At 46.6% G+C, this 23,971-nt stretch carries 23 protein-coding genes and 2 pseudogenes; 10 read left to right on the forward strand and 15 right to left on the reverse strand.

Going from position 1 to position 23,971, the window contains the following annotated elements; genetic code table 11:
• From ACLQ7H_RS19025 to ACLQ7H_RS19035, 3 genes are all read left to right on the forward strand, one after another.
• Nucleotides 1–489, forward strand: a complete 489-nt coding sequence (locus ACLQ7H_RS19025; RefSeq protein ID WP_411754012.1) for a fimbrial protein — start codon at nucleotides 1–3, stop codon at nucleotides 487–489.
• 15 nt (nucleotides 490–504) lie between these two features.
• Entirely contained in the window at nucleotides 505–1,035 is a 531-nt protein-coding gene (locus ACLQ7H_RS19030; RefSeq protein ID WP_411754013.1) for a fimbrial protein, read from the forward strand.
• 78 nt (nucleotides 1,036–1,113) lie between these two features.
• The gene (locus tag ACLQ7H_RS19035; RefSeq protein ID WP_411754014.1) at nucleotides 1,114–1,941 is read left to right on the forward strand and encodes a hypothetical protein; all 828 of its coding nucleotides are present in this window, start codon (nucleotides 1,114–1,116) and stop codon (nucleotides 1,939–1,941) included.
• A 175-nt stretch (nucleotides 1,942–2,116) separates the two neighbouring features.
• Here the strand turns inward: ACLQ7H_RS19035 and ACLQ7H_RS19040 are convergent, their stop codons facing one another.
• Nucleotides 2,117–3,538: a glycoside hydrolase family 28 protein gene (locus ACLQ7H_RS19040; protein WP_411754015.1), complete on the reverse strand. Its 1,422-nt coding sequence runs from the start codon at nucleotides 3,536–3,538 to the stop codon at nucleotides 2,117–2,119.
• A gap of 249 nt (nucleotides 3,539–3,787) precedes the next feature.
• Nucleotides 3,788–5,191 carry a M24 family metallopeptidase gene (locus tag ACLQ7H_RS19045; protein ID WP_411754016.1) on the reverse strand — a complete coding sequence of 468 codons (1,404 nt, stop codon included), beginning with the start codon at nucleotides 5,189–5,191 and terminating at the stop codon, nucleotides 3,788–3,790.
• A 476-nt stretch (nucleotides 5,192–5,667) separates the two neighbouring features.
• Between ACLQ7H_RS19045 and ACLQ7H_RS19050 the strand changes: the two genes are divergently transcribed.
• From ACLQ7H_RS19050 to ACLQ7H_RS19065, 4 genes are all read left to right on the forward strand, one after another.
• Complete coding sequence (locus ACLQ7H_RS19050; protein WP_411754017.1) at nucleotides 5,668–6,537, forward strand: histidine phosphatase family protein; 870 nt, start codon at nucleotides 5,668–5,670, stop codon at nucleotides 6,535–6,537.
• Nucleotides 6,538–7,069: 532 nt separating this feature from the next.
• Nucleotides 7,070–7,804: a nucleoside recognition domain-containing protein gene (locus ACLQ7H_RS19055; protein ID WP_411754018.1), complete on the forward strand. Its 735-nt coding sequence runs from the start codon at nucleotides 7,070–7,072 to the stop codon at nucleotides 7,802–7,804.
• Nucleotides 7,805–7,820: 16 nt separating this feature from the next.
• A complete protein-coding gene (locus tag ACLQ7H_RS19060; protein ID WP_037434993.1) occupies nucleotides 7,821–8,282 on the forward strand; it encodes a YjiG family protein in 462 nt (153 codons plus the stop codon).
• Nucleotides 8,283–8,378: 96 nt separating this feature from the next.
• Nucleotides 8,379–9,491, forward strand: coding sequence for a M20 family metallopeptidase (locus ACLQ7H_RS19065; RefSeq protein WP_411754019.1), 1,113 nt, complete (start codon nucleotides 8,379–8,381; stop codon nucleotides 9,489–9,491).
• Nucleotides 9,492–9,775: 284 nt separating this feature from the next.
• Here the strand turns inward: ACLQ7H_RS19065 and ACLQ7H_RS19070 are convergent.
• From ACLQ7H_RS19070 to ACLQ7H_RS19120, 11 genes and pseudogenes are all read right to left on the reverse strand, one after another.
• Nucleotides 9,776–10,045 (reverse strand): annotated as a pseudogene (locus ACLQ7H_RS19070) (transposase family protein); the annotation flags it as partial.
• Between the two features lie 68 nt (nucleotides 10,046–10,113).
• Nucleotides 10,114–11,226 (reverse strand): acyltransferase family protein, encoded by a 1,113-nt coding sequence (locus ACLQ7H_RS19075; RefSeq protein ID WP_411754020.1) that lies wholly within the window; start codon nucleotides 11,224–11,226, stop codon nucleotides 10,114–10,116.
• Nucleotides 11,227–11,315: 89 nt separating this feature from the next.
• Nucleotides 11,316–12,509 (reverse strand): Gfo/Idh/MocA family protein, encoded by a 1,194-nt coding sequence (locus ACLQ7H_RS19080; protein WP_411754021.1) that lies wholly within the window; start codon nucleotides 12,507–12,509, stop codon nucleotides 11,316–11,318.
• 29 nt (nucleotides 12,510–12,538) lie between these two features.
• On the reverse strand, nucleotides 12,539–13,741 hold the full coding sequence (locus tag ACLQ7H_RS19085; protein ID WP_411754022.1) for an MFS transporter: 1,203 nt from the start codon (nucleotides 13,739–13,741) through the stop codon (nucleotides 12,539–12,541).
• Between the two features lie 237 nt (nucleotides 13,742–13,978).
• Nucleotides 13,979–14,623, reverse strand: a complete 645-nt coding sequence (locus tag ACLQ7H_RS19090) for an HAD-IA family hydrolase (RefSeq protein ID WP_411754023.1) — start codon at nucleotides 14,621–14,623, stop codon at nucleotides 13,979–13,981.
• A 3-nt stretch (nucleotides 14,624–14,626) separates the two neighbouring features.
• A complete protein-coding gene (locus ACLQ7H_RS19095; protein ID WP_411754024.1) occupies nucleotides 14,627–15,400 on the reverse strand; it encodes a hypothetical protein in 774 nt (257 codons plus the stop codon).
• Between the two features lie 13 nt (nucleotides 15,401–15,413).
• On the reverse strand, nucleotides 15,414–16,142 hold the full coding sequence (locus ACLQ7H_RS19100; protein ID WP_411754025.1) for an SDR family NAD(P)-dependent oxidoreductase: 729 nt from the start codon (nucleotides 16,140–16,142) through the stop codon (nucleotides 15,414–15,416).
• Nucleotides 16,139–17,254, reverse strand: coding sequence for an alcohol dehydrogenase catalytic domain-containing protein (locus ACLQ7H_RS19105; RefSeq protein ID WP_411754026.1), 1,116 nt, complete (start codon nucleotides 17,252–17,254; stop codon nucleotides 16,139–16,141). The genes ACLQ7H_RS19100 and ACLQ7H_RS19105 overlap by 4 nt, the downstream gene beginning before the upstream one ends.
• The gene (locus tag ACLQ7H_RS19110; protein WP_411754027.1) at nucleotides 17,247–18,299 is read right to left on the reverse strand and encodes an ROK family protein; all 1,053 of its coding nucleotides are present in this window, start codon (nucleotides 18,297–18,299) and stop codon (nucleotides 17,247–17,249) included. The genes ACLQ7H_RS19105 and ACLQ7H_RS19110 overlap by 8 nt, the downstream gene beginning before the upstream one ends.
• Nucleotides 18,283–19,476 carry a sedoheptulose 7-phosphate cyclase gene (locus tag ACLQ7H_RS19115; protein WP_411754028.1) on the reverse strand — a complete coding sequence of 398 codons (1,194 nt, stop codon included), beginning with the start codon at nucleotides 19,474–19,476 and terminating at the stop codon, nucleotides 18,283–18,285. Before ACLQ7H_RS19115 ends, ACLQ7H_RS19110 begins: the two co-directional genes overlap by 17 nt.
• Nucleotides 19,477–19,511: 35 nt before the next feature.
• Nucleotides 19,512–20,306 (reverse strand): alpha/beta fold hydrolase, encoded by a 795-nt coding sequence (locus tag ACLQ7H_RS19120; RefSeq protein ID WP_411754029.1) that lies wholly within the window; start codon nucleotides 20,304–20,306, stop codon nucleotides 19,512–19,514.
• A gap of 348 nt (nucleotides 20,307–20,654) precedes the next feature.
• On the opposite strand from ACLQ7H_RS19120, the gene ACLQ7H_RS19125 reads away from it, so the two are divergent.
• Nucleotides 20,655–21,020, forward strand: coding sequence for a MerR family transcriptional regulator (locus ACLQ7H_RS19125; RefSeq protein ID WP_411754030.1), 366 nt, complete (start codon nucleotides 20,655–20,657; stop codon nucleotides 21,018–21,020).
• 109 nt (nucleotides 21,021–21,129) lie between these two features.
• Here the strand turns inward: ACLQ7H_RS19125 and ACLQ7H_RS19130 are convergent.
• Nucleotides 21,130–21,948 (reverse strand): annotated as a pseudogene (locus tag ACLQ7H_RS19130) (IS5 family transposase).
• 223 nt (nucleotides 21,949–22,171) lie between these two features.
• Between ACLQ7H_RS19130 and ACLQ7H_RS19135 the strand changes: the two are divergent.
• Together ACLQ7H_RS19135 and ACLQ7H_RS19140 are read left to right on the forward strand one after the other, a co-directional pair.
• Nucleotides 22,172–22,699, forward strand: a complete 528-nt coding sequence (locus ACLQ7H_RS19135) for a type IV secretion protein Rhs (protein WP_411754031.1) — start codon at nucleotides 22,172–22,174, stop codon at nucleotides 22,697–22,699.
• Between the two features lie 16 nt (nucleotides 22,700–22,715).
• The gene (locus tag ACLQ7H_RS19140; RefSeq protein WP_411754032.1) at nucleotides 22,716–23,147 is read left to right on the forward strand and encodes a putative T6SS immunity periplasmic lipoprotein; all 432 of its coding nucleotides are present in this window, start codon (nucleotides 22,716–22,718) and stop codon (nucleotides 23,145–23,147) included.
• Between the two features lie 20 nt (nucleotides 23,148–23,167).
• Here ACLQ7H_RS19140 and ACLQ7H_RS19145 read toward each other — a convergent pair whose 3' ends face one another.
• The gene (locus ACLQ7H_RS19145) at nucleotides 23,168–23,647 is read right to left on the reverse strand and encodes an Hcp family type VI secretion system effector (RefSeq protein WP_411754033.1); all 480 of its coding nucleotides are present in this window, start codon (nucleotides 23,645–23,647) and stop codon (nucleotides 23,168–23,170) included.
• Nucleotides 23,648–23,971: the final 324 nt, after the last annotated feature.

Below are 23,971 nucleotides of genomic sequence, written 5' to 3' on the forward strand. Positions count from 1 at the left end.
ATGCGGATCCTACTGTTATCCCTGCTGGTTGCGGGTATGAGTAGCTATTTACCTGCCGCGTTTGCCGCAGGGGGCGATATGGTATTTCGAGGGACACTGCTTGAACCACCTCCTTGCACCATTAACAGCGGTAATAATGTTACCGTGGATTTTGGCCTTAAGGTCGGTATCAAAAAGGTAGATGGTGTTAATTACATGCAGGACATTAATTATAATCTGGTTTGCGAGCCTAATACCCATAGTTGGGTTTTGAAATTAAAACTCACGGGAAATCCTATCTCTTTTGATCAGGCGGCGGTGCAAACCAATATTAACGGGTTGGGGATAAAGATTTTACGTGATGGCCAACCTTTTGTTCTGGGAAGTGAAATCACTATCACTCCAACCAGTAAACCTCAGCTCAAGGCCGTGCCAGTACAACAGCCAGGCTTATTGCTAACGGAAGGTGCGTTTGAAGCCACTGCCACGCTTCAGGCGGACTACCAATAACAGGGAGGCAAAAGAATGCGCTATTCAGCACTGTTACTGTCCCTGACGGTGGGGCTTATTGGTTTACCCAATACCTCCCAGGCAGTTGATAATTTACGCTTTAAAGGGGCTTTGGTTGCGGACCCCTGCACGTTACGCCTGACAGATGAAGAAATTAATATCGATTTTGGTTCGATCGTTGAGAAATATCTTTATCTCAACACCCGTACGCTAGGGGTACCGCTGGTATTACATCTCGATGATTGCGATCTTAGCCTGGGAAATATGGTGAAGTTGACCTTTTCCGGCACGGAAAATAGCAGGCTGAACGGTCTGTTAGCGATATCCGGGGCGAGTCAGACCAGTGGTATTGGTATCGGTATTGAAACGCAACAGGGAATTAAGATCGCGATCAATACTGGCAGCTATAACCAAGGGCTAGTTACGGGAAATAATACCCTCAGCTTGCGGACCTATGTGCAGGGTGAACCCGATGCGATTAGTCAAAAAACCATTAACCCTGGTGACTTTACCGCCAGCGCGACGTTTTTATTGGAATACGAGTAGCCTGCAATACGGCTGACCCTGAAATCGACGGCGTGGTGAATGATACGCGGTAGATAAGGGATGATCACAGGGGTAGTTATGAAAGCCATTAAAGCGATACTTTTGGCTGTCACGTTGCTGACAGCGTATAGCGCCAATAGCGCGATTTACTCTTATATTACCCGCAGTGAGGGAACGCCCGAAAATGCCCGATATTGGTGGACCATTGAATACTGGGATACCGTTGATGCGACACCAAACCCATGTTTTGGCTGGGGGCAATGTACGGTATTTATCGGCCACCGGCACAGTGATGCGGGGGAGGCGGGCCCTGGTGTTTCTGATGGTAACGAATACCTTGACGGTATCCAGACTTTGCGGACGGTAGGCGACGTGGGCGCGGCTTTTCAGCGTAAGTATTCGCTACCTCGTAGTGGTACTCAGGACCACGTTGGCCCAGCAGTGACGCAGGAATGCGTCGGGATGTACTTCAAAACGACCACCGGGACCGAAAGTGCCAGTGGTAGTATCATGATGCCCAATAGCCTATGTGGGATCGTACCACCGCCGGTGGGTAAATGTGAATTTACCGAAACCAGTATTGAGCTAACCCACGGCCAGGTGCAACTGAAAGATATCGAGGGGAATCAGGCGCGGCAGACGGGTTATATCCGCTGTACACAAGATATGGATGTTATGGTTTATCTTGCAGGGTCGGCCGGGAACGGGATGGTTAACCTGAGAAATGATGGTAGCCTGCAAACCCGCTTGACCATTGGTGGGGTGAGTGGCTCTACCGGGGTCAGGATCCATGCTTTGGCGGCGACCAAGATGCCGCTGGAGTTTATGTCTACGCTGACTAAAGTGGGGACCGTGGAGGCCGGTGATTTCTTCGGTTCGGCCACCGCTATTCTGACGATGCCTTAGCTGCGGATAACGGGCGCTACATACGGCTGAGACTTCCTGCACAGGCTCGCCGCATGTAGCGCCCGTTTAATCATAACCAACCAGACAATCCTCAGGGCTTTCGCACCGTAAACTCCAGCGCCAGCTGGATGACTGGCGACATGTATCAACATGGAAAACGGAGCGAATGCCGGGTTTATGGCGCAGTGCTGATAACAGCGCCCGCCTCTTCAATGATCCCCTTGCCATTTTGACTGGTGATAGTGGTATTGACCAACCTAAGGTTGGCATTACGCACTTTCATCCCTTCTTTTGCTTCGATTTTCACGTTATCAAACAGGATATTGGTAAATGGTTTTTCCGGTGTTCCGATAATGAACCCTGCATACTTTGAGTTACCCGTTGACTCAAGGTTAACGAATTGAATGTTATCGAAATGAGGGGTGGTGTGCTTATTGAAAGGTTGGGCTTTATCCGCAGGAGAAGGGTAGATTTGATTGCCTAACATAAATCCATTGGCGAACTCCCCGTTTTTAAGCGCTTCCTCTCTTCCCTTGGCGGTAACCGGGCCTCCCTTATAATAGCCAGCAAGGACCACGGGTGTTTCGACATCGGTCATTTTAGTGTTTCTATAAACGACGTTAGAAACCAACCCACCTTTTCCTCTTGGTGACTTGATCCTGATCCCATACATCGAGCGTTCGAACGTATTGTCTTCTGCCAGGATGTTACGGATCCCTCCCGATGCCTCTGAACCGATAGAGAGCCCACGGCCTGCAAGGAACTTGTTTCTGGCAATATAAAAGTCATGAGTGTTGTCATCATTGAAGACAGATTTAATGGCGACATGGTCATCACCACAGCTGATCGTATTGCCTGTAATGGTCACATACCTGCTGTGCATAGGGTCAATAGCATCGGTATTTTCCCACCATTCAGGGGCGATAATGTTGGTTTTATTGATCGTCATATTCTCTGTGTTGAAGAATACCACATGGAAGCTCGGCGAATTTTGTAACGTCAGGTTTTCTATCAGGATATTATTGGAGTTTTTGATAAACACCAGCCGTGGCCGGTCTGTTGGCCCTTTTGAACCGGTTTTTCTGGCATTGGCGCGAAAAGCCTCAAGTAATGCAGAGCCTTGACCATCGATAATCCCTTCCCCGGTAATGGCGATATTTTTACCATCCGCAATGTTCAGGAATGCCAGCCAGTTTTCTGCATTCGGCCATAGTTTTGGCACCCCAGCCCATTTCCTGGTTGCCTCCGTAGGGGTATAGGCGGATTTTTCGGCTGCGGCCTGGAGAACCGCCCCTTTCTCAAGAGAAAGATTAATGTTGTCTTTCAGGTAAAGTGGCTCGGATAAGTAAAAGCCAGCCGGAACCAGAACTGTCCCGCCACCTTGTTGTGCACAATCATCGATTGCTGATTGGAATGCCTTGGTGTCATACCAGATGCCGGTGGCTTCCGCTCCATAGTCTCTGATGTTACATGTGCGTTCCGGGACGTTCAGTGACTCAAGGGTCACAGGTTTAAACGCTGTCTCTGCTGCGACTGATGGTGCGATAAAAGCGGATGTGATGGTGGCGAGTAAAAACAGCTTATTCTTGGTTCCCATAGTGTTAGCCTCTGTTTGGTCTGATTTAGCTCATAATGTAATCAGAAAAACGGAGGTCACCAATGTCATTTTATTGAAAAGTAGATCACCGGTTCTTTAAATTTGAAATAACGTTTTAAATTTGTGATCTAAGCGACGGTGTGGTAGCAAACACGTTGCTCCTCCACGTCACTGCGTCGTCTCTACCCCAGTCACATAGCGGGCCATGCTTCTGGGGCTCAAGAGCCTGTCGTTGGGGATAACTGGCTATCAACTATCACGATTGCCCTGGCAGACAAAAGCACTTTCCTTATCCAGTAAATAGGGGCGTAAATAGGCGACGGTGCTGCACATCGGCAAGATATCCGCTGACAGTGTTAACCCCAACGTTTCGACCAGGTACTTTCTACGCTGCTGCATCCGCTGCCATAGCTGCGGATACTGCTGTTGGATCTCCAGCTTCAGCGATTCATCAGCCAATAGCACGGTGCTTTCGGCAGAAACGCCACCAAAGTTGGGCACTGAAGGGATGATATCAATCTGCAGGATCATGCCGCTCAGCAGCTTTTGCTGAGAGCCTTGATAAATGGGCGAAGACATCCACTCCTCTTCAGCGGTCAGGTGCCCCGGGCACAGCGACCAACCGTACTTTGAGCGCGGCAAGACCGCTTCCACCTGATCAAACAGCTCGCCGCCACGCATGCCAACGCTAATCACTTCAAGCCAGTGGGCATAGGCAGAGAAGTAGGGCTTGGCGACCGCATCCAGATAGTTTTTCGCCTCTGTTGATAACTCACCAGTAGCATTTACCGCATAACCCGCCCGGCTAGAGGCCCCGCCGCGATACCCTACGGTTAACGAGATCGTATCACCGTACTTCACGGTGTTGTCGGTTGGGAACAGGTTACCTTTAATGAAGCGTGGGCCGCTGGAAGCAATAGTGACGATACTCGGGTGCTGGCCAAAGCGTACCAGGCAATCCCCTAACGCTTGTTCTGTGACGCCCGGGGCCAGCTTATTCATGGCATCCAGAATGCAATCGGAGGCTAATGCGGCCCCATATTCGTAGTGAGCCACTTCGTTGGCATTATTGACCGTTCTGACCCCGTGCTCGCCGATAAACAAGTCAGTCTCATTGGATAAGCAAGCCTCATTACCGACAATGTTGCGGATGGTATCGACAATAAATGATGGGAGATCATAGATTTTCTTGTCGATCTCTGGCCCGTTGGTAAACATCTTCCAGCCAACCAGGCCGGTGCGGGCATTTTCCCGAATGCCGGCTTCAACCAGCAGTTCCTTAATTGACTTATCGCTTCTACCGGGTTGATTTGGCAATGAAAATTGAGATAAATGTACCGCCTTGGCCTGGATCCGCGCTTTGCTGACCTTATTGAGATTTTCGTTTCCCAGCACCAGCGTCATTTCACCATCGGCGTTGATCACCAATAAGGCTTCTTCAAAGCGGGTGAAAAAGCCGACCAGATATTCAAAATTGGCACCGTGCTCCACATCACCATAAATCACCAGTTGATCAAGCCCACGCTGCTTCATCCTGCTGAGGATGTTGTTTGTTCTTTGTTGGAGGGTTTCATCCGTTAGCGCAACGGGAACGCCAGAACAGTCTTTTTGCGGCTCTTGGATCTTTTCTAATCTTACTTGCTGCTTTTCCATCTGACCCTCTCTGCGTAGTGGGAGTTCGTGCGGCCTTTTTATCCGGCCATTTCACCGCTTTTGACTACAAACAGCGACATAGCTGAGTATGTACTAAAGCCTGTCCCAATATCATCAGATTCGATAGGGTTGCGCTTGGAGACAATCAGACAAGGCATTTTATTTGGTTGAAATGTGAACCAGATAACATTGCCAATATAGTTAAGAGTTATCTTGCGGTTTAAAATAGGTTAACGTTAATTTGATCACAGTTTCTACTTTTATAGAGTTGATTTCTTGCATTCATTTATCAAACTGTTAGCGTATTGGACTAGAAATTAGGATTGTTACTGTTTAACAGGCAAAACCTAAACCTCTGGTGGTGTTGGCTATTAGTTAGCACGCCACCAGAGGTTTAGGTTTTTTTTTGCCTGGAAATCAGCGATACAACAAGCAGGTAGCAGAGGACATTCCGGCAACGGATAAAGAAGGCAACGATGAAATATGAACAACTAACGAAAAAGTTATGGATGGAGATAGGGGCCATCTACGGAAGGCCAACAATGATACAAACTAAACCCATTGAGGAAATAACCATGAAACGGTTTTCACTATTACTTGCTCTATTGTTTTCGCTTATTTTTAGTCCGCTTTTGGCTTATGCTGAAACAGCAGGTGATAATACAGTCACCATTTATGTCACCCGCCATGGGAAAACCATGTTTAATACCGTACATCGGGTTCAGGGCTGGGCAGATACCCCGTTGACTACCGCAGGCGTTACGGTTGCTGAACAACTTGGCAAGGGGCTGAAAGATGTTGAATTCAAAAAGGTGTATGCCAGCGATCTAGGGCGGGCACGTCAAACTGCACGTATTATTTTAGCCGCAAAAGGGCAGCCGTTGGACATCATCGAAAGTGAGAAACTGCGTGAGTTCTGCTTCGGTATTTACGAAGGCGATCTCGATGCCAATATGTGGGGAGCCATCGCCACCAAGCTTGGCTATGAGTCGGAAAAAGCGCTTTTCGGTGATTTTGCCAAAGGGAAACTGCCATTTGACAAGATGTTTGGTGGTGTTGCTCTGGTCGATACCAGCGGTGAAGCTGAAACGTTTGCCACCGTCAAAGCACGTATGCAATCAGAGCTAAAAACTATTGCTGAAGAAACGGCAGCTCAAGGGGGCGGTAACATACTCCTGGTCTCACATGGAGCAGCCATTCTGGCCATGGTAGCGGATATGAGCTCTACGCCCATTGTCGCGCCACTGTCTAATGCTAGCGTGACGCGGATTACTTATAAAAACAGTGAATTTACCGTGGGTAAATTGGGCGATATGAGCTATGTAGAAAAAGGTGCAAAGCTCTGATTGGGCGGTGAGCTAAAGGAAATTAAATAGAATGCTATGTATCCATAGACAATCATGCCGTCTATTTTTATCAAGGCAGGGTCTATGGATATACATGACGGTGCCTAGATTTGCTGAGAAATCGGTCTGTCACGTAGTGACAACCTAATTTGAGGTGTGTGTCTCAAAGTAAATATAATTCTGCTAATTCAATTAAACATTAAAAAGCAAGAGATAAAAAAGTCACAACACTGTTGGTCAGAGTAATGCACCAGTTGGCAATGTTATGAGCATACTAAATCAGACCAGGTTGTGAATATATTCGGCAATAACTTCACATGTTTTGTCATAATTTCATTAATGAATCGTTATTTTGAACGGAATAAAATGCCAACAACGTCATGTTTTATAATTTAAATTTGTCTTTGCACAGAATTTATTGATCGCCATCAGGATACTCATGAACAAAAAATACACACAGTAGACCATTCATAAGCCGATGCTGTTATGACTGGCACTGGGTTATTTTGTGACACTCTGATAAGGAAATAACATGAGCGGACAGCAACAAAATGTCACCTCCTCTGCAACAGAAACAGCTCCCGTTCGCTGGGGAGCCTACGTGGCGCTACTTTTTGCCATGGTATTCTTTTCCGGGCTTCTCGGCGGTAAAGAATGGTATGGCGTGTTTGATTTCACGACATTGAACGGGTCTTTCGGACGAGTCGTCAGTGGTGTGACTCAAAGCAACGAGGCATTAAACGTTTCCAACAGTACCTTTCGTGGTACCGGCGGTAACGGTGCCATGGACGGTTTTCTCTTCGCCTTCGGCTTGATACCAGCTGTCATGTTTGCTCTTGGCATGATCAATGTGTTGGAACACTACGGTGCGCTGAATGCAGCACGTAAACTGTTGACCCCTCTGTTGCGCCCGTTGCTGGGACTGCGTGGTAGTACCGGTTTGGCACTGATTGGCAGCCTGCAGAGCACGGATGTTGGTGCCTCACTGACGCGCAAGCTGGCTGATGAGGCGCAGATTACAGAGAATGAAAAAGACGTTTTTACTATGTTTCAGTTTTCTGCAGGCGCAATGATCACCAATTTTTTCTCCTCTGGCGCCATTCTGTTCACTTTGGTCGCCGCTGACGGCGCCCTGGCTGTTCCCGCCTCGATCGGCCTGTGCATCCTCGTCATGTTCTTTATGAAAATCGTTGGCGCGAATATTTTACGTTTGTTGCTGAAAATGCGTCGTCAAGATAACGCATCTTCTGAAATCCATAAGGCATAGGGAGAGCACCATGAGCATGACGACTGAATCCAAACCCATGATCACCGATGTTTTTGTTGCCGGCGCGCGCAAAGGCTGGACCATTGCCACAACCAGTACCTTGCCCAATGTTCTGATGGCCTTTGTGGTGATCAAGGCGCTGACCATCACTGGCGCACTGGACGGGCTGGCTTTCATTTTTGCTCCCCTGATGCAGCTGTTCGGCTTGCCGGGCGAGGCGGCAGCGGTCCTGATCGGAGGCTGGATGTCAATGGGCGGTGGGATCGGCGTAGCCGTTAGCCTGTTCGATAGCGGGATCCTGACTGGAGAACATCTGGCTATCCTGGCACCGGCCATCTATCTGATGGGGTCCCAGATCCAGTATGCCGGACGTATCCTTGGGGTCATTGGCACCAACGCCAAACTGATCCCGTTGATGATAGCCATCTCGGTACTGAATGCCTTCGGTGCCATGTTGCTGATGCACATTTTTATCTAGTGGCAGTGCGACCTGCAGGGCGAGTGCGAGATCGTACTCTCCTGCGATTTAATTTCAGTGCACGCGCAGCCTGCACAAAAGAACAGAGGAAACACCATGCAATTAGACGACTATCTGGCAGAATTGGCCTCCTTGGTTAATGTGGACTGTGGCACCAATACGTTGGACGGAGTTGCCACCGTTGCTGGCAATATGCATGAGAAATATCAGCAGCTCGGTTGGCACAGCGAAATTGTCGATCTTGGCGATAAAGTGGGGCCCGGCGTTTTTGCTGCCAATAAACCCAATAGTCCACACTTTGATGTGCTACTGGTAGGTCACATGGATACAGTTTTCCCAGTAGGTACCGTAGCGATGCGCCCCATGAGCATCAAGGAGGATCGCGCCTATGGCCCCGGTGTGGCGGATATGAAGAGCGGGCTCCTTAATATTCTTTGGGCAATGCGGGGACTGTCTGCAGAGGCGAAAGAGCGTCTCTCTATCGCGATTGCCATGAACCCTGATGAGGAGACGGGTTCGGTTTACTCACATGAATGGATTGGCGCCCTGGCGAAACGTAGCCGCTGCGTGTTGGTGTGCGAGGCCGCCCGTGCGGATGGCTCACTGGTCAAGGCTCGCAAGGGAATGGCTCGCTACGAGCTGGAATTTCACGGTGTCGCTGCCCACGCCGGTAACGATCCTGATAATGGGCGTTCCGCAATCAATGAAATGGCCCACTGGATACTTCATCTTAATCAGTTTGCCAATGCACAACTGGGGACGACCCTGAACGTTGGAGTGGTGAGTGGAGGTTCTGCGGCCAATGTAGTTGCGGACTACGCGCAAGCGATAATTGATGTCCGCTTCTGGCAGAACGACGAATTTGAGCGCGTTGATCGGCTAATGCGCACCACGACGCCTCAATGCTTTACTGCCGATGTTCGCCTCAATGTGACATTACAGGCTCATGTGCCCGCCATGTCACCCTCAGAAAAAACCGAACAGCTGATGGCGAAGGTGGAGTCTGCGGGTAGGTTGGAGAATATTGACGTTCGCTGGCAGGCCGTGGGTGGCGGTTCTGATGCCAACCATACCGCCGCGCTTGATATTCCCTCACTGGATGGTTTTGGTCCAATTGGGGCTGGCTTCCATAGCCCGGCAGAATATCTGGAGTTGTCCAGCATCGAACCCCGAGTGCGTCTTTTGCGCCGGGTGATAGAAACGCTTTGATCTCTGTCAGAAAGCAAAAAACCCGCCATAGGCGGGTTGAGACTGCTGACAAACCTTCACCGGGCTCCCAACGTAGGGGCGCTGCATGCTGCGCCCATCTGGATAATCAATGGGTTAGTTAGGGTAGAACATGTGCGATCCCTATCAATTCAGCAACATTGCCACTATGTTTTTAGCGACCGCAGGTCGCGGTCGCGATATTTCTCCGCCTTGCTGTTCTGCGTACATTGCCCTCTCTGACAACCCCGTTACTGAGGGAGCTTACCGCACGCATCCAGTTTTGATAAAGCTGCATTGAAATTGCTCCGGGTTGAGGCGTGAAATCACTCTGGCAATCGTATCGTCAACGGGCAATCCTGCGGGGAAAAGCCCTCGCTTCTGAAACCATGGAGATGAGCTTCGCCAAAATCCTCAATATCTTGCCAACCTTCGGCTCCGCCGACCACCGCACAGACTGTCAGAAACAGAATATCGAACAGGGAATAGGCGACCTTGGTCGTCTGCCGGGGATCTTGCAGGTCAGCGAAGTGTTCTGAAAAGGCGTTGATAGACATGGTGATGCTCCCGTAAAAGGGAGTAAAAGGTCCCAGCTTGTACACTCAGTCAAACAGGATAGCCTTGCTCATAAAACGTTCGTGATCTTGCCCTGGGGATCCAACCATCCAACTTTCCGTAGATAATTTCTTGCGGGGTTTTCAATCAATCGATAAGTGAGTTCAGAGATCAAGATGGTGATAATAGAGAATAATATGCAGCATATTATAGTGGCACTGGTCGTACCAACCCCTATACCAAGTAAATATCCTTTTAGGATTAACATGAAATAATTTAGCTGATTATGAATCAGGTAAATGCTATAAGATAAAACACCAAGCCGATAAATAATGGGGGAGCCAATTGTTTTTGTTACCTTACTATCATTATTCGTCAGGCCAAGCACAAGTAATGGGAAAAGGGAGACTGTTATCAGATCTGCATTTTTAAACATTAAACTGAATAAGATAAGCGACAGTATTGATAAGTTAAACCAAGATTTAAAGGTAAGTTCCATTACCCAGCGTATCTGGCTGAATCTAAAAATCGCCATGCCTATAATGAACCCGGCCACTGCTCTTAAAACAGGAAAATAGGTGCCATAATGCCAGATATCCATGATCCCGGCGCGTTTGGGTTGCTGGATAAGTTCTGGGGCAATAGTGATGAGCGGCAAGGCTAGAATGGCGACAAAGAATAGTGATAATACTGCTCGCCAGTTATATCTGTAAAATAAATAGGCAAGAAATGGAAATAACAAGCTTGCAATCCATTCAGCGCTGACTGACCAGGCTGGTGTATCTAATGAAGGGACCTTAAACAGCGTCTGTAACATGGTAAGATTGACAAGGATTGACACCGGAACTGGAGGGCCAGGCCAACGATCCATCCATGAACTGGCAACCAATGCTCCAGCAGTCAGAGTCATGCAGGCATAAAGTGGAAAGATCCGTGCAAAACGGCGCAGGACGTATCGGCCAAAATCTCGCCTATCAAAATTATAAGAAAACCAATGCCCATAGGTCATGAGAATAATGAACCCAGAAAGTATGAAAAACAAGTCAACCATTAGGTAGCATTGCCCAATTATTGTATGTAAAGGGGAACTCAGAGCAGCACTTAAATTAAAGTGATAAAACATGACTAAAATAGCAGCAATACCGCGTAACCCAGTTAGTGCTTTCATTTCTTTTCTTTGCATACAGCCTCATTGATACTTATATTCATGTTAATAATGAATAGGGGAATAGGGGCTTCCCCCTATCCCAATGATTTGCTGCCAATCTTGATTTAAATTTCTGCTAAATGGACTTTTTGCCATGCTTCTTCGGCAGCCGAAATTTTTATTGCATCAATTATTTCGCAGCATCGCAGGCCGTCAATAAAGTTAGGGGCGGTGGATTGACCTGATTTCAGCGATTCAACAAAGTGCTTGAAGCTAAGGGCAAACGCTTCGCCGTAACCAATACCTTGGGCGGTAACGCCCACTCCCGATTCACCGCCAAGGTCAGGGAACCAGAACAGTTCTGCACCTGGATGCGCTCTACCCATCAGGATCGTACGGTAGCCGGAGATAACGGCAGGATCGCTGCTGTCAAAATACTGGAGTTCATTACTGCGTTCCCAACTGAAACGTAGTGAACCTTTATCGCCAATGACATTAAAGAACACGTCATTTTTAAATCCTGGTAATGCCCACCCGGCCTTTATAGTGCCAGTTGCTCCGCTGCTAAATTTCACCAGAGCACTGGTAAAATCATCCACCTCAACCGCCCCTTTCTGTGAACGATCCTCAACTAAAGGCCGCTCATCAATAAAGCGCTGCATAGTTGCCGATACGCTATCAAACTCCCCAACCAAGAAGCGGGCCAAATCGATGATGTGAGCCCCTACGTCACCCAGTGCACCAGCCCCGGCTTTAGCCTCAATAAAACGCCACTGTAAGGGGATGGTGGGGTCATTATTATGATCTTGTAAGAAGTGACCTTCAAAGTGGCGGATTTTACCAATGGCACCACTTTCAATGATTTTCTTAGCCTGGGCGATTGCTGGCCAAGCGCGGTAGGTAAAGTTGACCATATGGACCTTACCCGACGCCACAGCCTTGCGTGCCATGATTTCGGCCATTGCGCTGTTAGTTGACAGTGGCTTTTCGCAGATCACATGTTTGCCTTTCGCGAAAGCTTCAAGGCAGATTTCATAGTGGCTGTCGTTCGGCGTGGCGATATCCACAATATCGATCGTCTCGTCGTTAGTAACGGTTTTCCAATCATTACCATATTCCTGCCATCCCCAACGTTCGGCTTCACGTTGTGCGAGGGGTTCATGAACATCGATAATCCTGACCAACTCAAAACTTGCCGTAGGATCGTCCATTAACCCAGCTATATTCCTCATAGACAAACTGTGCAGTTTTGCCATAAAGCCCGCGCCAACCATTCCGACGCGATAGGGGGAGTTATTTAATTTGGTTACAGAAGTCATATTATTTCCTTTATCTATCTGAATAGAGATTATTTCTGAGGAGTGAGTGAAATCTTGGGCAGTAATAGCACCAGGGCTAGCAACATTAATCCAGACGCGGTCAGTGCGACCGTTGCAATATTAAACCCATCGAGTAATACCCCACCGAGAAATGCACCCGAACCGATACCAATATTGAACATGGCAACGTGAACTGAAGAGGGCCTTTCACCGGAGTCTTCAGCAAGATTGAGCACCAGTGACTGTAGCGTTACGGTAATGATACAAATCCCCGCACCCCATAGAACCATCATGAATATGCCTGTACCCAGGCTGATGTCGGTAAGAAAACCCATACTACCGACAGATAGCGCCATTAATAACAGGGTGATACGCGTGGCTAGAACCAGGTTCTTATCACTGACAAATCCGCTGATAAAATTGCCAGCAACCCCGGCCACACCAAATAACAGTAAGAATAATGGGAACTTTGCATGTGAGATGCCAATCTGGGTTTCAACCAGTGGGCCAATATAGGTAAATGCGCAGTAATTACCGCACAGCGCCAGAGCGGTTACCGGGAAAGTTCTGCGCAGATAGGGTTGTGTGATCACCCGCATTAACGAAGTGGTTTTTTGCGCCTTATCATGCTGCACCACTGGCATGCTTAGCCGCACAAAAATACTGATAACCAGTGCGGATAGACCAAGAATAAAGAATGACAGTTCCCAACCGATGCGCTGAGAAACCAAAGTAGCCAGTGGGACTACGCCAACAGAAGCAATGGCAATACCGCCAAAAACCAGCGCGGTTGCTCTTACCTTGCCCCCTTCTGAGGATAATCGCACGGCCAGCGGCCCGACGATTGACCAGAATATACCGTGGGAAAAAGCCCCGATGACTCTCCCGATGTACAATACGGTAAGATTCGGTGACAGAGAGACGATAATGTTCGATAACCCGAAGGAAATCAGTAGAATAATAATTAATATTCTACGCTCTATCTTTAAAAATAAAGACGTCACAAATACGGCAGAGAAGGCGACTACCCAAGCATAACCGGTAATAATTAACCCTATCTTGCCCACCGGTTGTTGATAAGTGTCCCCGATCTCCTGCAATACCCCGATGGGCAGCAGTTCGGCAGTAACAAAAATAATTGCTGACAAGGATAATACCACGATGGCAAACCAGTAAGCTTTCTTTTCATTATTATCATCTTCGTGTTCACATATCCCATTTTGAAGCTTCATTTGCTCACCATCTCAGTAGAAAATTGGTGCGAGAAAATATCTAAGGAACATTAAACCTTTGACAGCGCTGTCAAAGTCAAGTCGTGAAGTGGAAAAAGATGTCAGGATCGGTAATTAAAAGCGTTATCTGCCATGATCAGAAATTTTTTGCAATCAGGCGGTGCCCCTCGGTGAGGTAAAAATAAAGTCAATGATAAGAAGCGCCTATACCGGAAAACGCTAGACAGAAAGTAATGATTAACTGGAAAATGAAAGATAATAACCATGGGCCTCATGTGCCACGCTGAGTGATGTAAAATCAGCGCTTATTACCAGCGCATTATCACCACCTGCGTCACAATTACCAATTACTGCTAACGAACCACCACTATTCAATGCAGCCTGGATACCCGCGGGTGCGTCTTCAAAGATGAGTACATTTTTGATATTTAACCCCAGTAGCTGAGCACCAAGGAGATATCCTTCAGGATCGGGTTTGCCGTTGACCACGTTTTCAGCTGATACGATGATTTCAGGTATCGGCAATTTTGCTGCTTGCAGACGGTTAATACACAGTTCCCTGCTGGCGGAGGTAACAATGGCATAATGTTCAGGACGAATAGTTGACAATAATTCTTTAGCACCGGGAACAGCAATAATCCCGGTTGTTTCCCCCGTTTCATAAACCTCAATTTCTCTGGCAATCTGTTGCGTAGTCTCCGTCTCGCCCAGGAAATGGAATACTGTCTCCTGGGTTCTTCTGCCATGAGCATACTGGATCACGGCAGTGTAATCTAAATCATGTTGCTCAGAAAATTTCTGCCAAGTACTTTCTACTACCGTTGACGAGTCTACCAGGGTGCCATCCATGTCAAATAAAAAGCCGTTAAAAAATTTCTGCATAATTTACTCCAGAGGCCTGAAAGTTTTGCTGAGCCAGTTAAGATCGGACTCGATATGACTATCATCAACAGTGCGATAGTCATTCTCTGAATAGAAATCAAAGCGCGATAAGATGCCTTTGGGCAGGGATGCTATCTGATCAATGATCAAGAGGTAATCCTGCTCTAACTTTGAAAAATCATTTCCCGTGGGATGTTTTATATGCATCCCCTTGTAGAGGCTGTCCATTATTTCAATGAAATATTCAACGGCACTGACTTTTTTTTGATATAAATTAGCCGGATCGAAAATAAGCTTGAAATTATCTTTGGCAACTAATAGACATAACAGCTTACTTTTTTCAGGGGTTAAGGTATTTTCAGATGCAACGGTGATATCTGGCCCTGCAACGTCGCAGCACCAGCGTAAAAAGCCAGCCGTATTGAGTAAATCCAGCTCATTGTTGATAGAAGAAAGCCGGAATGAGGGAATAAACAGCGTAGGCACAGCCAGTTTTTCAGCCAATGCCAGGGCTTCAATAAATATCTGCTTACAGGAAAAAGATGAGCGCATGATCCCCATATCATTATAAAGATTGAGGGCAATTGCATTCAGCGCTACATTCCTATGCTCGGCCTCAGCCTTGATTCGCTCAGTATCATAGCTGCTGAGTAATGGCCCACGCTGATTACCGCCAAAGTCCAGTTGAAGAAGGCCGGCGTTATGGTATTTGCATAGTCTTAATGCATTATAAATATCGCCGGGCAATCGCCAACTGACTAACCCTATCTTTTTCATAGCATTACCTCCATTAGGATTGAGAGGAAGGCTGATGGTCTGAATGGATATAAGACCAACTGCCATTTTTGCTGACCATCACCGTTTTCCCATGTAATTCAGTATCTCTATCGTTGATGAGATCGCGTATGAATGGCTTAAAATCATCGGTCGTCATGTATGACGAGTACTCAAAATCGAGCGGTCTGCGAGCTCTAATTCCCGGTGAATCGACCATTCCTGCTGGCAGTAATTGTGTTATCAGTGTTTGTTGTACCGAGACTTCCGCCGCTACGGAATTGAGCAACCCCGAGGCCGCAGACTTACAGGCGGTATAACTTGCTCTTCCGGGGCCGTAGTTGAGAGCGACTTCTGACGATATACCTAAAAAGGTGCCGTTATTTTTTAATAGGAATGGTAGCGCTGCGGCGAGGGTGAGCCATAAACCATCGATCATAATGGTGGATTGTTCACGCCAGAAATCCCAGCTAGTCTCCAGAAAATCTTTGCGTTTGGGGCCGTAGTAAGCCGCTGAGAAGCAGGCAAAGGACAAACTATTGTCACAAAGCGCTTCAAGGGTAGACTGCGTTTTGGCCGAATCCAGCAAATCGCACTGATGCCAGATAAATGCATGATTACTGGCTTGAGGTTGGCTACGACTTAAAATATGAACGCGATAGCCTGATTCACTGAGCGCTTCGGCTACGCCAAGGCCAACGCCGGTAGAACCACCGACGATAAGAGCTGATTTTGTACCTGTCATTGCGGAACCTTATTATTGAGCATCACTGATTTCAAAACATAACGGTCATTGATTATGCGAGTGTCCGAGGAAATTAAGGTATTCAGAAACTCAGCGAAGTCAGTAAAGGGAAAAACATGAGTAACAACTTTCCTGAATTTATTCTGATGTGCGTTAATTAATGACATAGCATTGATTAACGCAATGTTGGAGACTCCTCGATGACTTAAAATAGCACTGCTACTTAACTGCTGATTGTCAGAGTAGTGGGGAAAAACAGGCAAGTTTTGCATCTCTTTGCCCTTCATACAGATATTGGCTGCTCTGAGCGAGAACAACGCCGTTGCAGGTTTAGCGTTAATCAATGCTTGGCTATTAAAACCGCCAATCACGTCAATAACTGACGACGATTTGAAGTGTTCCAACACTTTGGAAATAACGGTATTAGTCGCATTTCGTGGTGTGGCGACAAACACGGCAGTGTCTTTTGGTTGCAACTCGTCGGTGAATGCTTCAGCACCAAAAAGATGGGTGGCTTGAGGTAATAGCTGTATCTTGCTGTATACCAATGATCGTGAGCTGTGGTGAATAATTGTAATGCGCGATAATGGATTTCTAAGTGTGGCAATCATACCAATAAGATTGCCAACAATACCGGCTCCGATAATCAGAATATTTTTTGGATGCCAGTCTTGTACCGCATCTAGCGCGGTTATGGCGACCGCAACCGGTTCAATCAGTGAAGCACACTCTTTAGATATATTGGTATTAACGGCCAATACTACGCCATTACTCACCGCCTCATCGGGAATAGTGACGTATTGCTGGAATAATCCAGGGGTATTATGGCCGAGCAGAAAAGCCGCACTGTGAGCATCAGTCGGGTTAATGATGACACGTTGACCTTTTCCGAAGGTATGCGACGAGTTCTGATAGTTATCGGCCACGATGCCGATCCCCTCATGGCCGATAATATCAGTCTGTTCGTGACGGATCCCATTGAGGATCTGGATATCCGTCCCGCAAAGGCCAGCAGAGAGAACCTCAATGCGCAGACCTTTGCCAGTGGATGGCAAAGGGCGTTGCTGGTAACTGCAATACCCATCTTGGAATGTAATGGCTGAATTATGCATGGTAGGGCCCTTTTTGAGGTATATGGCGAATGAACCAATCATCCTGCGCATGCTCAGCAGCAATCCCTGCTCCATATAAACCACTGGCGGTATTTAGCGGACATAGAAATAAACGTTCATCGATATCGTGCGGATATTTCTGCGCGGTAATGTACGGCCCTTTTTCATTAATCCGCGCCAAGATAGCCCGCTTGAGATGGAGCCCGATGCTATCGGTAACGCCCCCCGACAGGGCGACTAAACCAATCGATGGGTCGAGCACCAGCGCAGTGGTGATTAAATCTGCCAGTGGCCGCATCGCCAAATCCAGGACTTGTTGGCAAAACGCATCCTGTTTATCCAACTTCTGCTTAAAATTGCTTTCAAAATCCTCAAGATCAGGCGGCCGATTGAACCGCTGTTGATATAACTTTTCGTAAACATGGCGGACACCTCGGCCTGAAGAGTAGGCGGCAATATGGCCATTCTCTCCACAGTCACAGTCAAGAGCCGGGAGTTCCCCAGTTGCTGGAAGGTGACCGATTTCCCCCTGCAATCCGGCTATGTCGAACGAGATATGAAAAGGTGATGTTTGGAAAATGCGGCATGCGATACCGCTGCTAACGGTGATAAGCATCACTTTAGATACCGATTGGCAGATCGGTTGCTGAGAGAGATGGATTGCCATTGCGGTCAGATCGTTCATCACTAACCAATGAACATCTGGACGCAAAGCGTGTAATTCCTCAACGATATCTATATTCACCTGATGGGACCCCCATAGGGGGGCTGCAGCGTAAACTTCACCAGAATGATGATTAATGGCAGCGCCAAGGCTAATGCTTGCACTTAGCCCGTCATGCTGCTGCGGGACTCTCTGCTCAATAGCGGCAAGCAACCGATTTTTCAACTGGAGGAGAGTCGCGTCAGGATATTGGATAAATCCAGGCGAGACCTCTTTAACGATATGCTGAGCGCCTTTACCTGCAACCCATTCCGCGCTACGCAAGTAAGTACCACCGACATCAAAAACATAGGTTTGGCGCGATTCAGTAGCGTAAGCCATCAACAGTCTCCTTCTGAGAGAATATTTTGACGTACTTAACCGCTGACATCAGATCGTCATAGCCGAGTTCATTAACAAACACGGCTTCACCAAGCGTGGACATCAGTGGAACACGCTGTAACCCGTCCCGATGTTGGATGGTGTCTTCAAGCGCGGTTTCCAATAAAGAAACGGAAAAGATAGGGTGTTGTACCGGTAATTTACTATTTTGAATCAGATTAATGCAGCGCTCAGCCTCTAATTTGGAAATCAGCCCACGCGTGAATGATAGGCCAGCGCTGAGCGCCATATCTACCGCTACGGCTTCGCCATGCAACAGAGTTGGGTCTGACTTCAATTCCAACGAAGGACTGAAGGTGTGTCCGTAATCAACCAGGCGTTCAAGATTGTCTTCCCAAAGATTGCTCTCCAGCTCGCCCAGCATGCTGTCGATAGCCCTGACCATGATTTCTTGATGGGCTGGGGAAAAGTTTGCGAAATCATGGGCGGTGAATTTATCAACATTCTCTTCCAGTAACTCGAACAGGTAGGCATCTTTAACACAGGCCATTTTGATAATTTCGGCAATGCCATTAGTGATATGACGTTGGGGAAGGGTACGCAGGAACTCCGGGTCAATAAATGCCGCCTGAGGGGCATAGTAGGTTCCAAGTCGGTTTTTATGATCCTGATAGTTAACCCCGGTCTTTATACCAATACCCGCATCAATCTGCCCCATCAGGGTGGTGGGGATCCTGATATAGGGAACGCCTCGGCGGTATAAATTTGCCGTAAATCCAACGATATCCATCAATACGCCACCACCGATGGCCAAGATTTTTTCAGAGCGGCGCAGCAAACCGCATTCGGCTATTTTTCTTGCCACGTTGGTAACACTGTCAATATTTTTAGAGACTTCATCGCCGGTAATCGGATACCAGGCATACTCAATACTATTCGCTGTGAGGTACGCTTTGATCTTTTCTCCATATTGCCCATCGACGCTATCATCAATGAATACCGCCACTCTGGCATTAGAAGAGCCTGTGTTCTTACAGAAATCGCTGAGTTTTGGGTTGTCTTTATCAAAAAGATGGCGAACAATCTCAACCACATATTTAACTGTTTGCGTAGATTTAACATTCCAGACATTATTCTCTGGTTTGGTATTTTCATACTTTTGAACGGTGGTATTCATGTTGATATCCTATAAGTATTGTGCTGATGGATAAACTAACTTCCTCGAAGGAGGAATTGCAGAGCTATATTGGTCAGTTCTTCTGGCTTCTCATGTACAGCCATATGTCCGGAAGATAACTCGGTATATTCGAAGTCAGGATTGAGTTTTACCAGTTCCTGTGAACGCTCTTTTGCGACGATATAGTCGTGCTCACAGGCAATAACCAGCGTGCGTTTTTTAATAGAGCTAATCATGTCGCTAATATCAATAGTCAAATTTAGCTCAACTTGCCTGGCCATTCCTTCCCAGTTATTATTTTCAACAATGATATTAATATTTTCTTCAAGATTTTCTTTACTCATCTCGGCGACGAATCTGGGTGTAAAACAAGTCAACATTATCAGTTTAGCCATCGTCAATCTGTCAGTTTTAATCAGATCGCGCCATAGATTAAATTCAAGTTGACTTCGGCTATCATTCGTAGAAGAAAACCCGCCCAACAGAATGACGGCATTAACATACTCAGGGTATTTTGCCGCAATATATGCAGTGAGTGTGGCACCAAGGGATAATCCCATTATATCGAAGGGGACTGCGCCCGCATCTTCGGCGGCGGCTATAATCTGTTTTGCAAGCAGATCAAGTGATAAGGGCTCGCCGTCATCTTTCGTGTCGCCTGAACCTGAATAATTAGGGCAGACAACTTTACGATAAGCTGAGAAGCGCTCGATTAAATGTGCCCAATTTCCCTGCCAGTCCGCGCCAGTACCATGAACCAGAACCAGGCCGGGGCCATTTCCCTGAGTATGGAAAGATACCATGCTATTTGAAACTTTTACCTGTTGCATATTCAGCCCTTGGCAATTATGTGAATTGAACAGGACAGATTATCAACGTTAACAGGGCTGTTAATGTCAAGTCATTTAGCTGGCGTTTTCATTATAACTATTGGGTCTAAGCGATTAATTGATTCTCACTGAATTATCTGATAGATATAATGCGTGTGTTATTGGTGGTATCATATATTTATCCCGAGTTTTTATTTAATGATATTTATTAATAACCAACCATCATGATCTAATAAAATAAATACTAGAAAAGCGCAATAAAATTTAGACCAAGCCCTTGCAGGTAGTTATGAGTTATCTTGTGTAGGAATTTTTAGACTTCACACTCGTAAAATTGGATTTAATGTGATGAAAATTAAAGAGTTATCTAAGAATACTGGGGTTAGCCCCCGCATGATACGTTACTACGAGGAACAAGGGTTATTAAAACCTGAAAGAACCATGGCGGGCTATCGTAATTTTTCAAAAAAAGATCTAGCCATTATTAAAAGCATACAATCCTTACAGCGGGTTGGGTTAACTCTGGATGCCGTCAGGGTATTAATGCCTTGCATTTTGAGTGAGCCGCTTAGGATTTCTCCATGCCCAATAATTGTTGCGACGCTTAAGGAGCAGCGAGGAAAAATTCAAAAAGACCTTAGCAAAAATTCTCATGCACTATTGCTTATCGAACAGTTTCTTTCAGAAAGCAAACAGGTAATCCCCCTGGTCTAGGCTGTGTCCCTTAGGGGGTTTAGCGTTAAACCAATCAGAGCTATGAGGTTGCCGGGGTTTTGTTGAATAAATAGGATTTAGATAACAGATCCTCCTGTCAGTCATTTTCTCAGACAATCCGTACACTTTCTGGCATGCCTCCACGTGTCATTTTGTTCAATGCACGGATCATGGCCATTGCCTCACCGACCTGTGCATCATAGTCACGCAGCGTAAGGTGCCCTCCGAAAAGCTGTTTGACTCGGTACATCGCCGTTTCAGCCACCGACCGCCGGTTGTAAGCCGTATTCCATTTCCAGTAGGCGTTACTCGCCGTAAGCCGCTGCCTCGCTACCGCCTGATTTTGGTCTGCGTACTCCGTTGGCCAGTAACCTGAGCAGGTTCGCGATGGGATCAGCGCCGGGAATACCTCCGCGTCGGTCACGTTGTTCAGGGACAGGTCAGCGCAGATAACCTCGTGAGTATCGGCGTCCACGGCGAGGTGCAGTTTTCGCCAGATGCGGCGCTTTTCCTTACCGTGCTTTTTCACCTTCCACTCGTCTTCACCGAAGACTTTTAAGCCGGTGGAATCGATAACGAGATGGGCAATCTCGCCGCGCGTGGGGTTCTTGAAAGGTATGCTCACGGATTTGGCTCACCTGCTGACGCAGGAATAATCCGGGCAACGAAGCGGGAGCTTCATTAACGTAAAAATGGAATCAATGGATCCCCGAGCGGGACGTAGCGTGAGGCGAAAGACGCGTTTAAGCATCAGTACGGTGGTAGCTAACTTAGAATAACGTTGTGGACGCCCTCGTGAAGAGTTTTTTGGCTCGTCGTACCAGGCCTGGATGACCGACTCATCAAGCCAGAATGTCAGTGAACCCCGATTGACGAGAGCCTTGTTGTAGGCCGCCCAGTTAGTGATCTTGAACTTTTGCTTTGCCACGGGAAACCGCTCCAGGATCAGGAATGTGGTGATCTGATCCTGATTGCAGTCAGAAGTTCGATTTATTCAACAAAGCCGAAAGACTTGTGACGCACAAGAACAGCTCCAGTGTGAGGCTGTTCTTGTCATAGCCTCATTGACAAGTAGCTTGATTTTCAGCATAAAGACGGCCATTCTCTACGTTGGATCGTATTTTCGCAAAATAATAGGAGCCAAGCCTTACATGAGGAATGAATATAAAGAGGGAACTTTAAGACAGTTAACTATTGGGGAAATGTCTTTGGTAAGGTCTGTTTTTGGTGACTCAATCAACTTATCAAAGGTATGGATCCATTGTGGTAGTTACTTACCATTCTCTCTTCAAGATAAATACACGGCAATGACTCCAAATGGTGAGTTGTATTTCAGACGTGAGCTATACTCAACTGATTACTCCACAGAAGAACTTGTACTAAAACATCTTTTTATTCATGAGATGGCCCACGTTTGGCAGTACCAGAATGGTATGTGGGTCAAGCTAAGAGGTAGTATGAGTTGGGCGGTAGACTATCATTATAATTTTGACGGAAAGAAGGTGCTGAGTGATTACTCAATGGAGCAACAGGCATCAATAATAGCAGATTACTATTATCTTTCTACATATGGGGTTGGAGAGTGGAAGTCACTTAGGAATAGGAATTACAACGGTGTCTTTCATGATGACATTACATCTTACTACAAGGCGGTTTTGCAAAAATTTCCTGCATATTAAATTATAGGGGTATGGTGTGAGTAATAAAATAATTCTATTGTGCCTTATGTTGTCTCTTTCTGGCTGTGTATTGGAAAAACCGATTGTCCCACCATCGCCAGCTAAAGTATCTCTTGTTGGCGGGGATGTGTGCTTTACCACGCCTGGGAGGGATGAGAGCAATAAGGTGTACTCTATCAGTATTGAAAAGGCAGGAGGGGGGGCTACATCCAACAATTTTGCGCAAGGCGGTAATGATTATATTAGTGTTAAAGAGAATGCTTGCATACCAACGCTTGGGTATCAGTTTGAAACAGGGGTTGTTTATCATGTGACTATCTATGTTTCAAATCCCGATAAAAAAATAGACAATGATCCTTTCAAAAAACAGGCTTATGCGACCAGTATATTGATATGGCTGGATGCGGAAAATAAAAAGCATATTAAAGAATTATCAAGGTGGGGCTGACCCACCTTGGTCTGTGGTTTTTAAAAAACGTTTTCAGTCCAAATACTGTAGCCTGAAGTCCCTGCGGTATGATGCTTCCACGTAATGCTTTCATAGGAAAGTGATATCATCTCTTCGGGGTGCTTTTCAGGGTTGTCAAAAATATTGGGTGATTTTACGCTGTGCCTAATTACTGTGGCACCTCTTATCTCTACGGTATAAAATTTCTCTTGAACGCCTGCAGAAGATGTCCTATAAAAATCAAAAAACAAAGTCATCTTTTCATTGTTTGTTACAGCGATGCCAATTAAGGGTGAGGATTTGTCAATTAACTTTACAAAGTTTAACGGGTGGTGTTTGACATTTTGTTGTCGCATTATTTCATGATCAAATGCAACGACAAAAACCTCATCTTTATGTGCGGATTGGTATCTGTTACCAATAGAATCATAGGTTGAGCAACCAGCAGATATAAGCCCTTGTTTTTCACCGATTATCTTTGCGTAAATTTCATTAGCCACGAAAAGCTCCTTTTTATCGCTTGAGAAATCAGCTCCTATTGTAGCTGGCTTATGTCGGGGGGCAAAGAAATTCAATGGCGTAATTCACGCTAGGTTGTTGACGATTTACTAAATTTTCAAAATCCCCTTTCTAGTTGTTTGCTGAACCTCTTTCCCCTTTTCACCAATCTCTGCCCTGCATCTATTACTCGAAAAGGGGCTTTGTTGAATAAATCGAACTTTTGGCCGCAATCAGGATCAGATCACCACATTCCTGCCCCCTCTGGCGGTATCCCGTGGCAAAGCAAAAGTTCAAAATCACCAACTGGAACGCCTACAACAAGG

The organism is Serratia sp. (in: enterobacteria), from assembly GCF_046715635.1.
GTDB lineage: Bacteria > Pseudomonadota > Gammaproteobacteria > Enterobacterales > Enterobacteriaceae > Chania.

Coding starts and splice junctions, on each gene's coding strand:
- ACLQ7H_RS19025 (WP_411754012.1), top strand. CDS start 1: ATGCGGATCCTACTGTTATCCCTGCTGGTTGCGGGTATGAGTAGCTAT.
- ACLQ7H_RS19030 (WP_411754013.1), top strand. CDS start 505: ATGCGCTATTCAGCACTGTTACTGTCCCTGACGGTGGGGCTTATTGGT.
- ACLQ7H_RS19035 (WP_411754014.1), top strand. CDS start 1,114: ATGAAAGCCATTAAAGCGATACTTTTGGCTGTCACGTTGCTGACAGCG.
- ACLQ7H_RS19040 (WP_411754015.1), bottom strand. CDS start 3,538: ATGGGAACCAAGAATAAGCTGTTTTTACTCGCCACCATCACATCCGCT.
- ACLQ7H_RS19045 (WP_411754016.1), bottom strand. CDS start 5,191: ATGGAAAAGCAGCAAGTAAGATTAGAAAAGATCCAAGAGCCGCAAAAA.
- ACLQ7H_RS19050 (WP_411754017.1), top strand. CDS start 5,668: ATGAAATATGAACAACTAACGAAAAAGTTATGGATGGAGATAGGGGCC.
- ACLQ7H_RS19055 (WP_411754018.1), top strand. CDS start 7,070: ATGAGCGGACAGCAACAAAATGTCACCTCCTCTGCAACAGAAACAGCT.
- ACLQ7H_RS19060 (WP_037434993.1), top strand. CDS start 7,821: ATGACGACTGAATCCAAACCCATGATCACCGATGTTTTTGTTGCCGGC.
- ACLQ7H_RS19065 (WP_411754019.1), top strand. CDS start 8,379: ATGCAATTAGACGACTATCTGGCAGAATTGGCCTCCTTGGTTAATGTG.
- ACLQ7H_RS19075 (WP_411754020.1), bottom strand. CDS start 11,226: ATGCAAAGAAAAGAAATGAAAGCACTAACTGGGTTACGCGGTATTGCT.
- ACLQ7H_RS19080 (WP_411754021.1), bottom strand. CDS start 12,509: ATGACTTCTGTAACCAAATTAAATAACTCCCCCTATCGCGTCGGAATG.
- ACLQ7H_RS19085 (WP_411754022.1), bottom strand. CDS start 13,741: ATGAAGCTTCAAAATGGGATATGTGAACACGAAGATGATAATAATGAA.
- ACLQ7H_RS19090 (WP_411754023.1), bottom strand. CDS start 14,623: ATGCAGAAATTTTTTAACGGCTTTTTATTTGACATGGATGGCACCCTG.
- ACLQ7H_RS19095 (WP_411754024.1), bottom strand. CDS start 15,400: ATGAAAAAGATAGGGTTAGTCAGTTGGCGATTGCCCGGCGATATTTAT.
- ACLQ7H_RS19100 (WP_411754025.1), bottom strand. CDS start 16,142: ATGACAGGTACAAAATCAGCTCTTATCGTCGGTGGTTCTACCGGCGTT.
- ACLQ7H_RS19105 (WP_411754026.1), bottom strand. CDS start 17,254: ATGCATAATTCAGCCATTACATTCCAAGATGGGTATTGCAGTTACCAG.
- ACLQ7H_RS19110 (WP_411754027.1), bottom strand. CDS start 18,299: ATGGCTTACGCTACTGAATCGCGCCAAACCTATGTTTTTGATGTCGGT.
- ACLQ7H_RS19115 (WP_411754028.1), bottom strand. CDS start 19,476: ATGAATACCACCGTTCAAAAGTATGAAAATACCAAACCAGAGAATAAT.
- ACLQ7H_RS19120 (WP_411754029.1), bottom strand. CDS start 20,306: ATGCAACAGGTAAAAGTTTCAAATAGCATGGTATCTTTCCATACTCAG.
- ACLQ7H_RS19125 (WP_411754030.1), top strand. CDS start 20,655: ATGAAAATTAAAGAGTTATCTAAGAATACTGGGGTTAGCCCCCGCATG.
- ACLQ7H_RS19135 (WP_411754031.1), top strand. CDS start 22,172: ATGAGGAATGAATATAAAGAGGGAACTTTAAGACAGTTAACTATTGGG.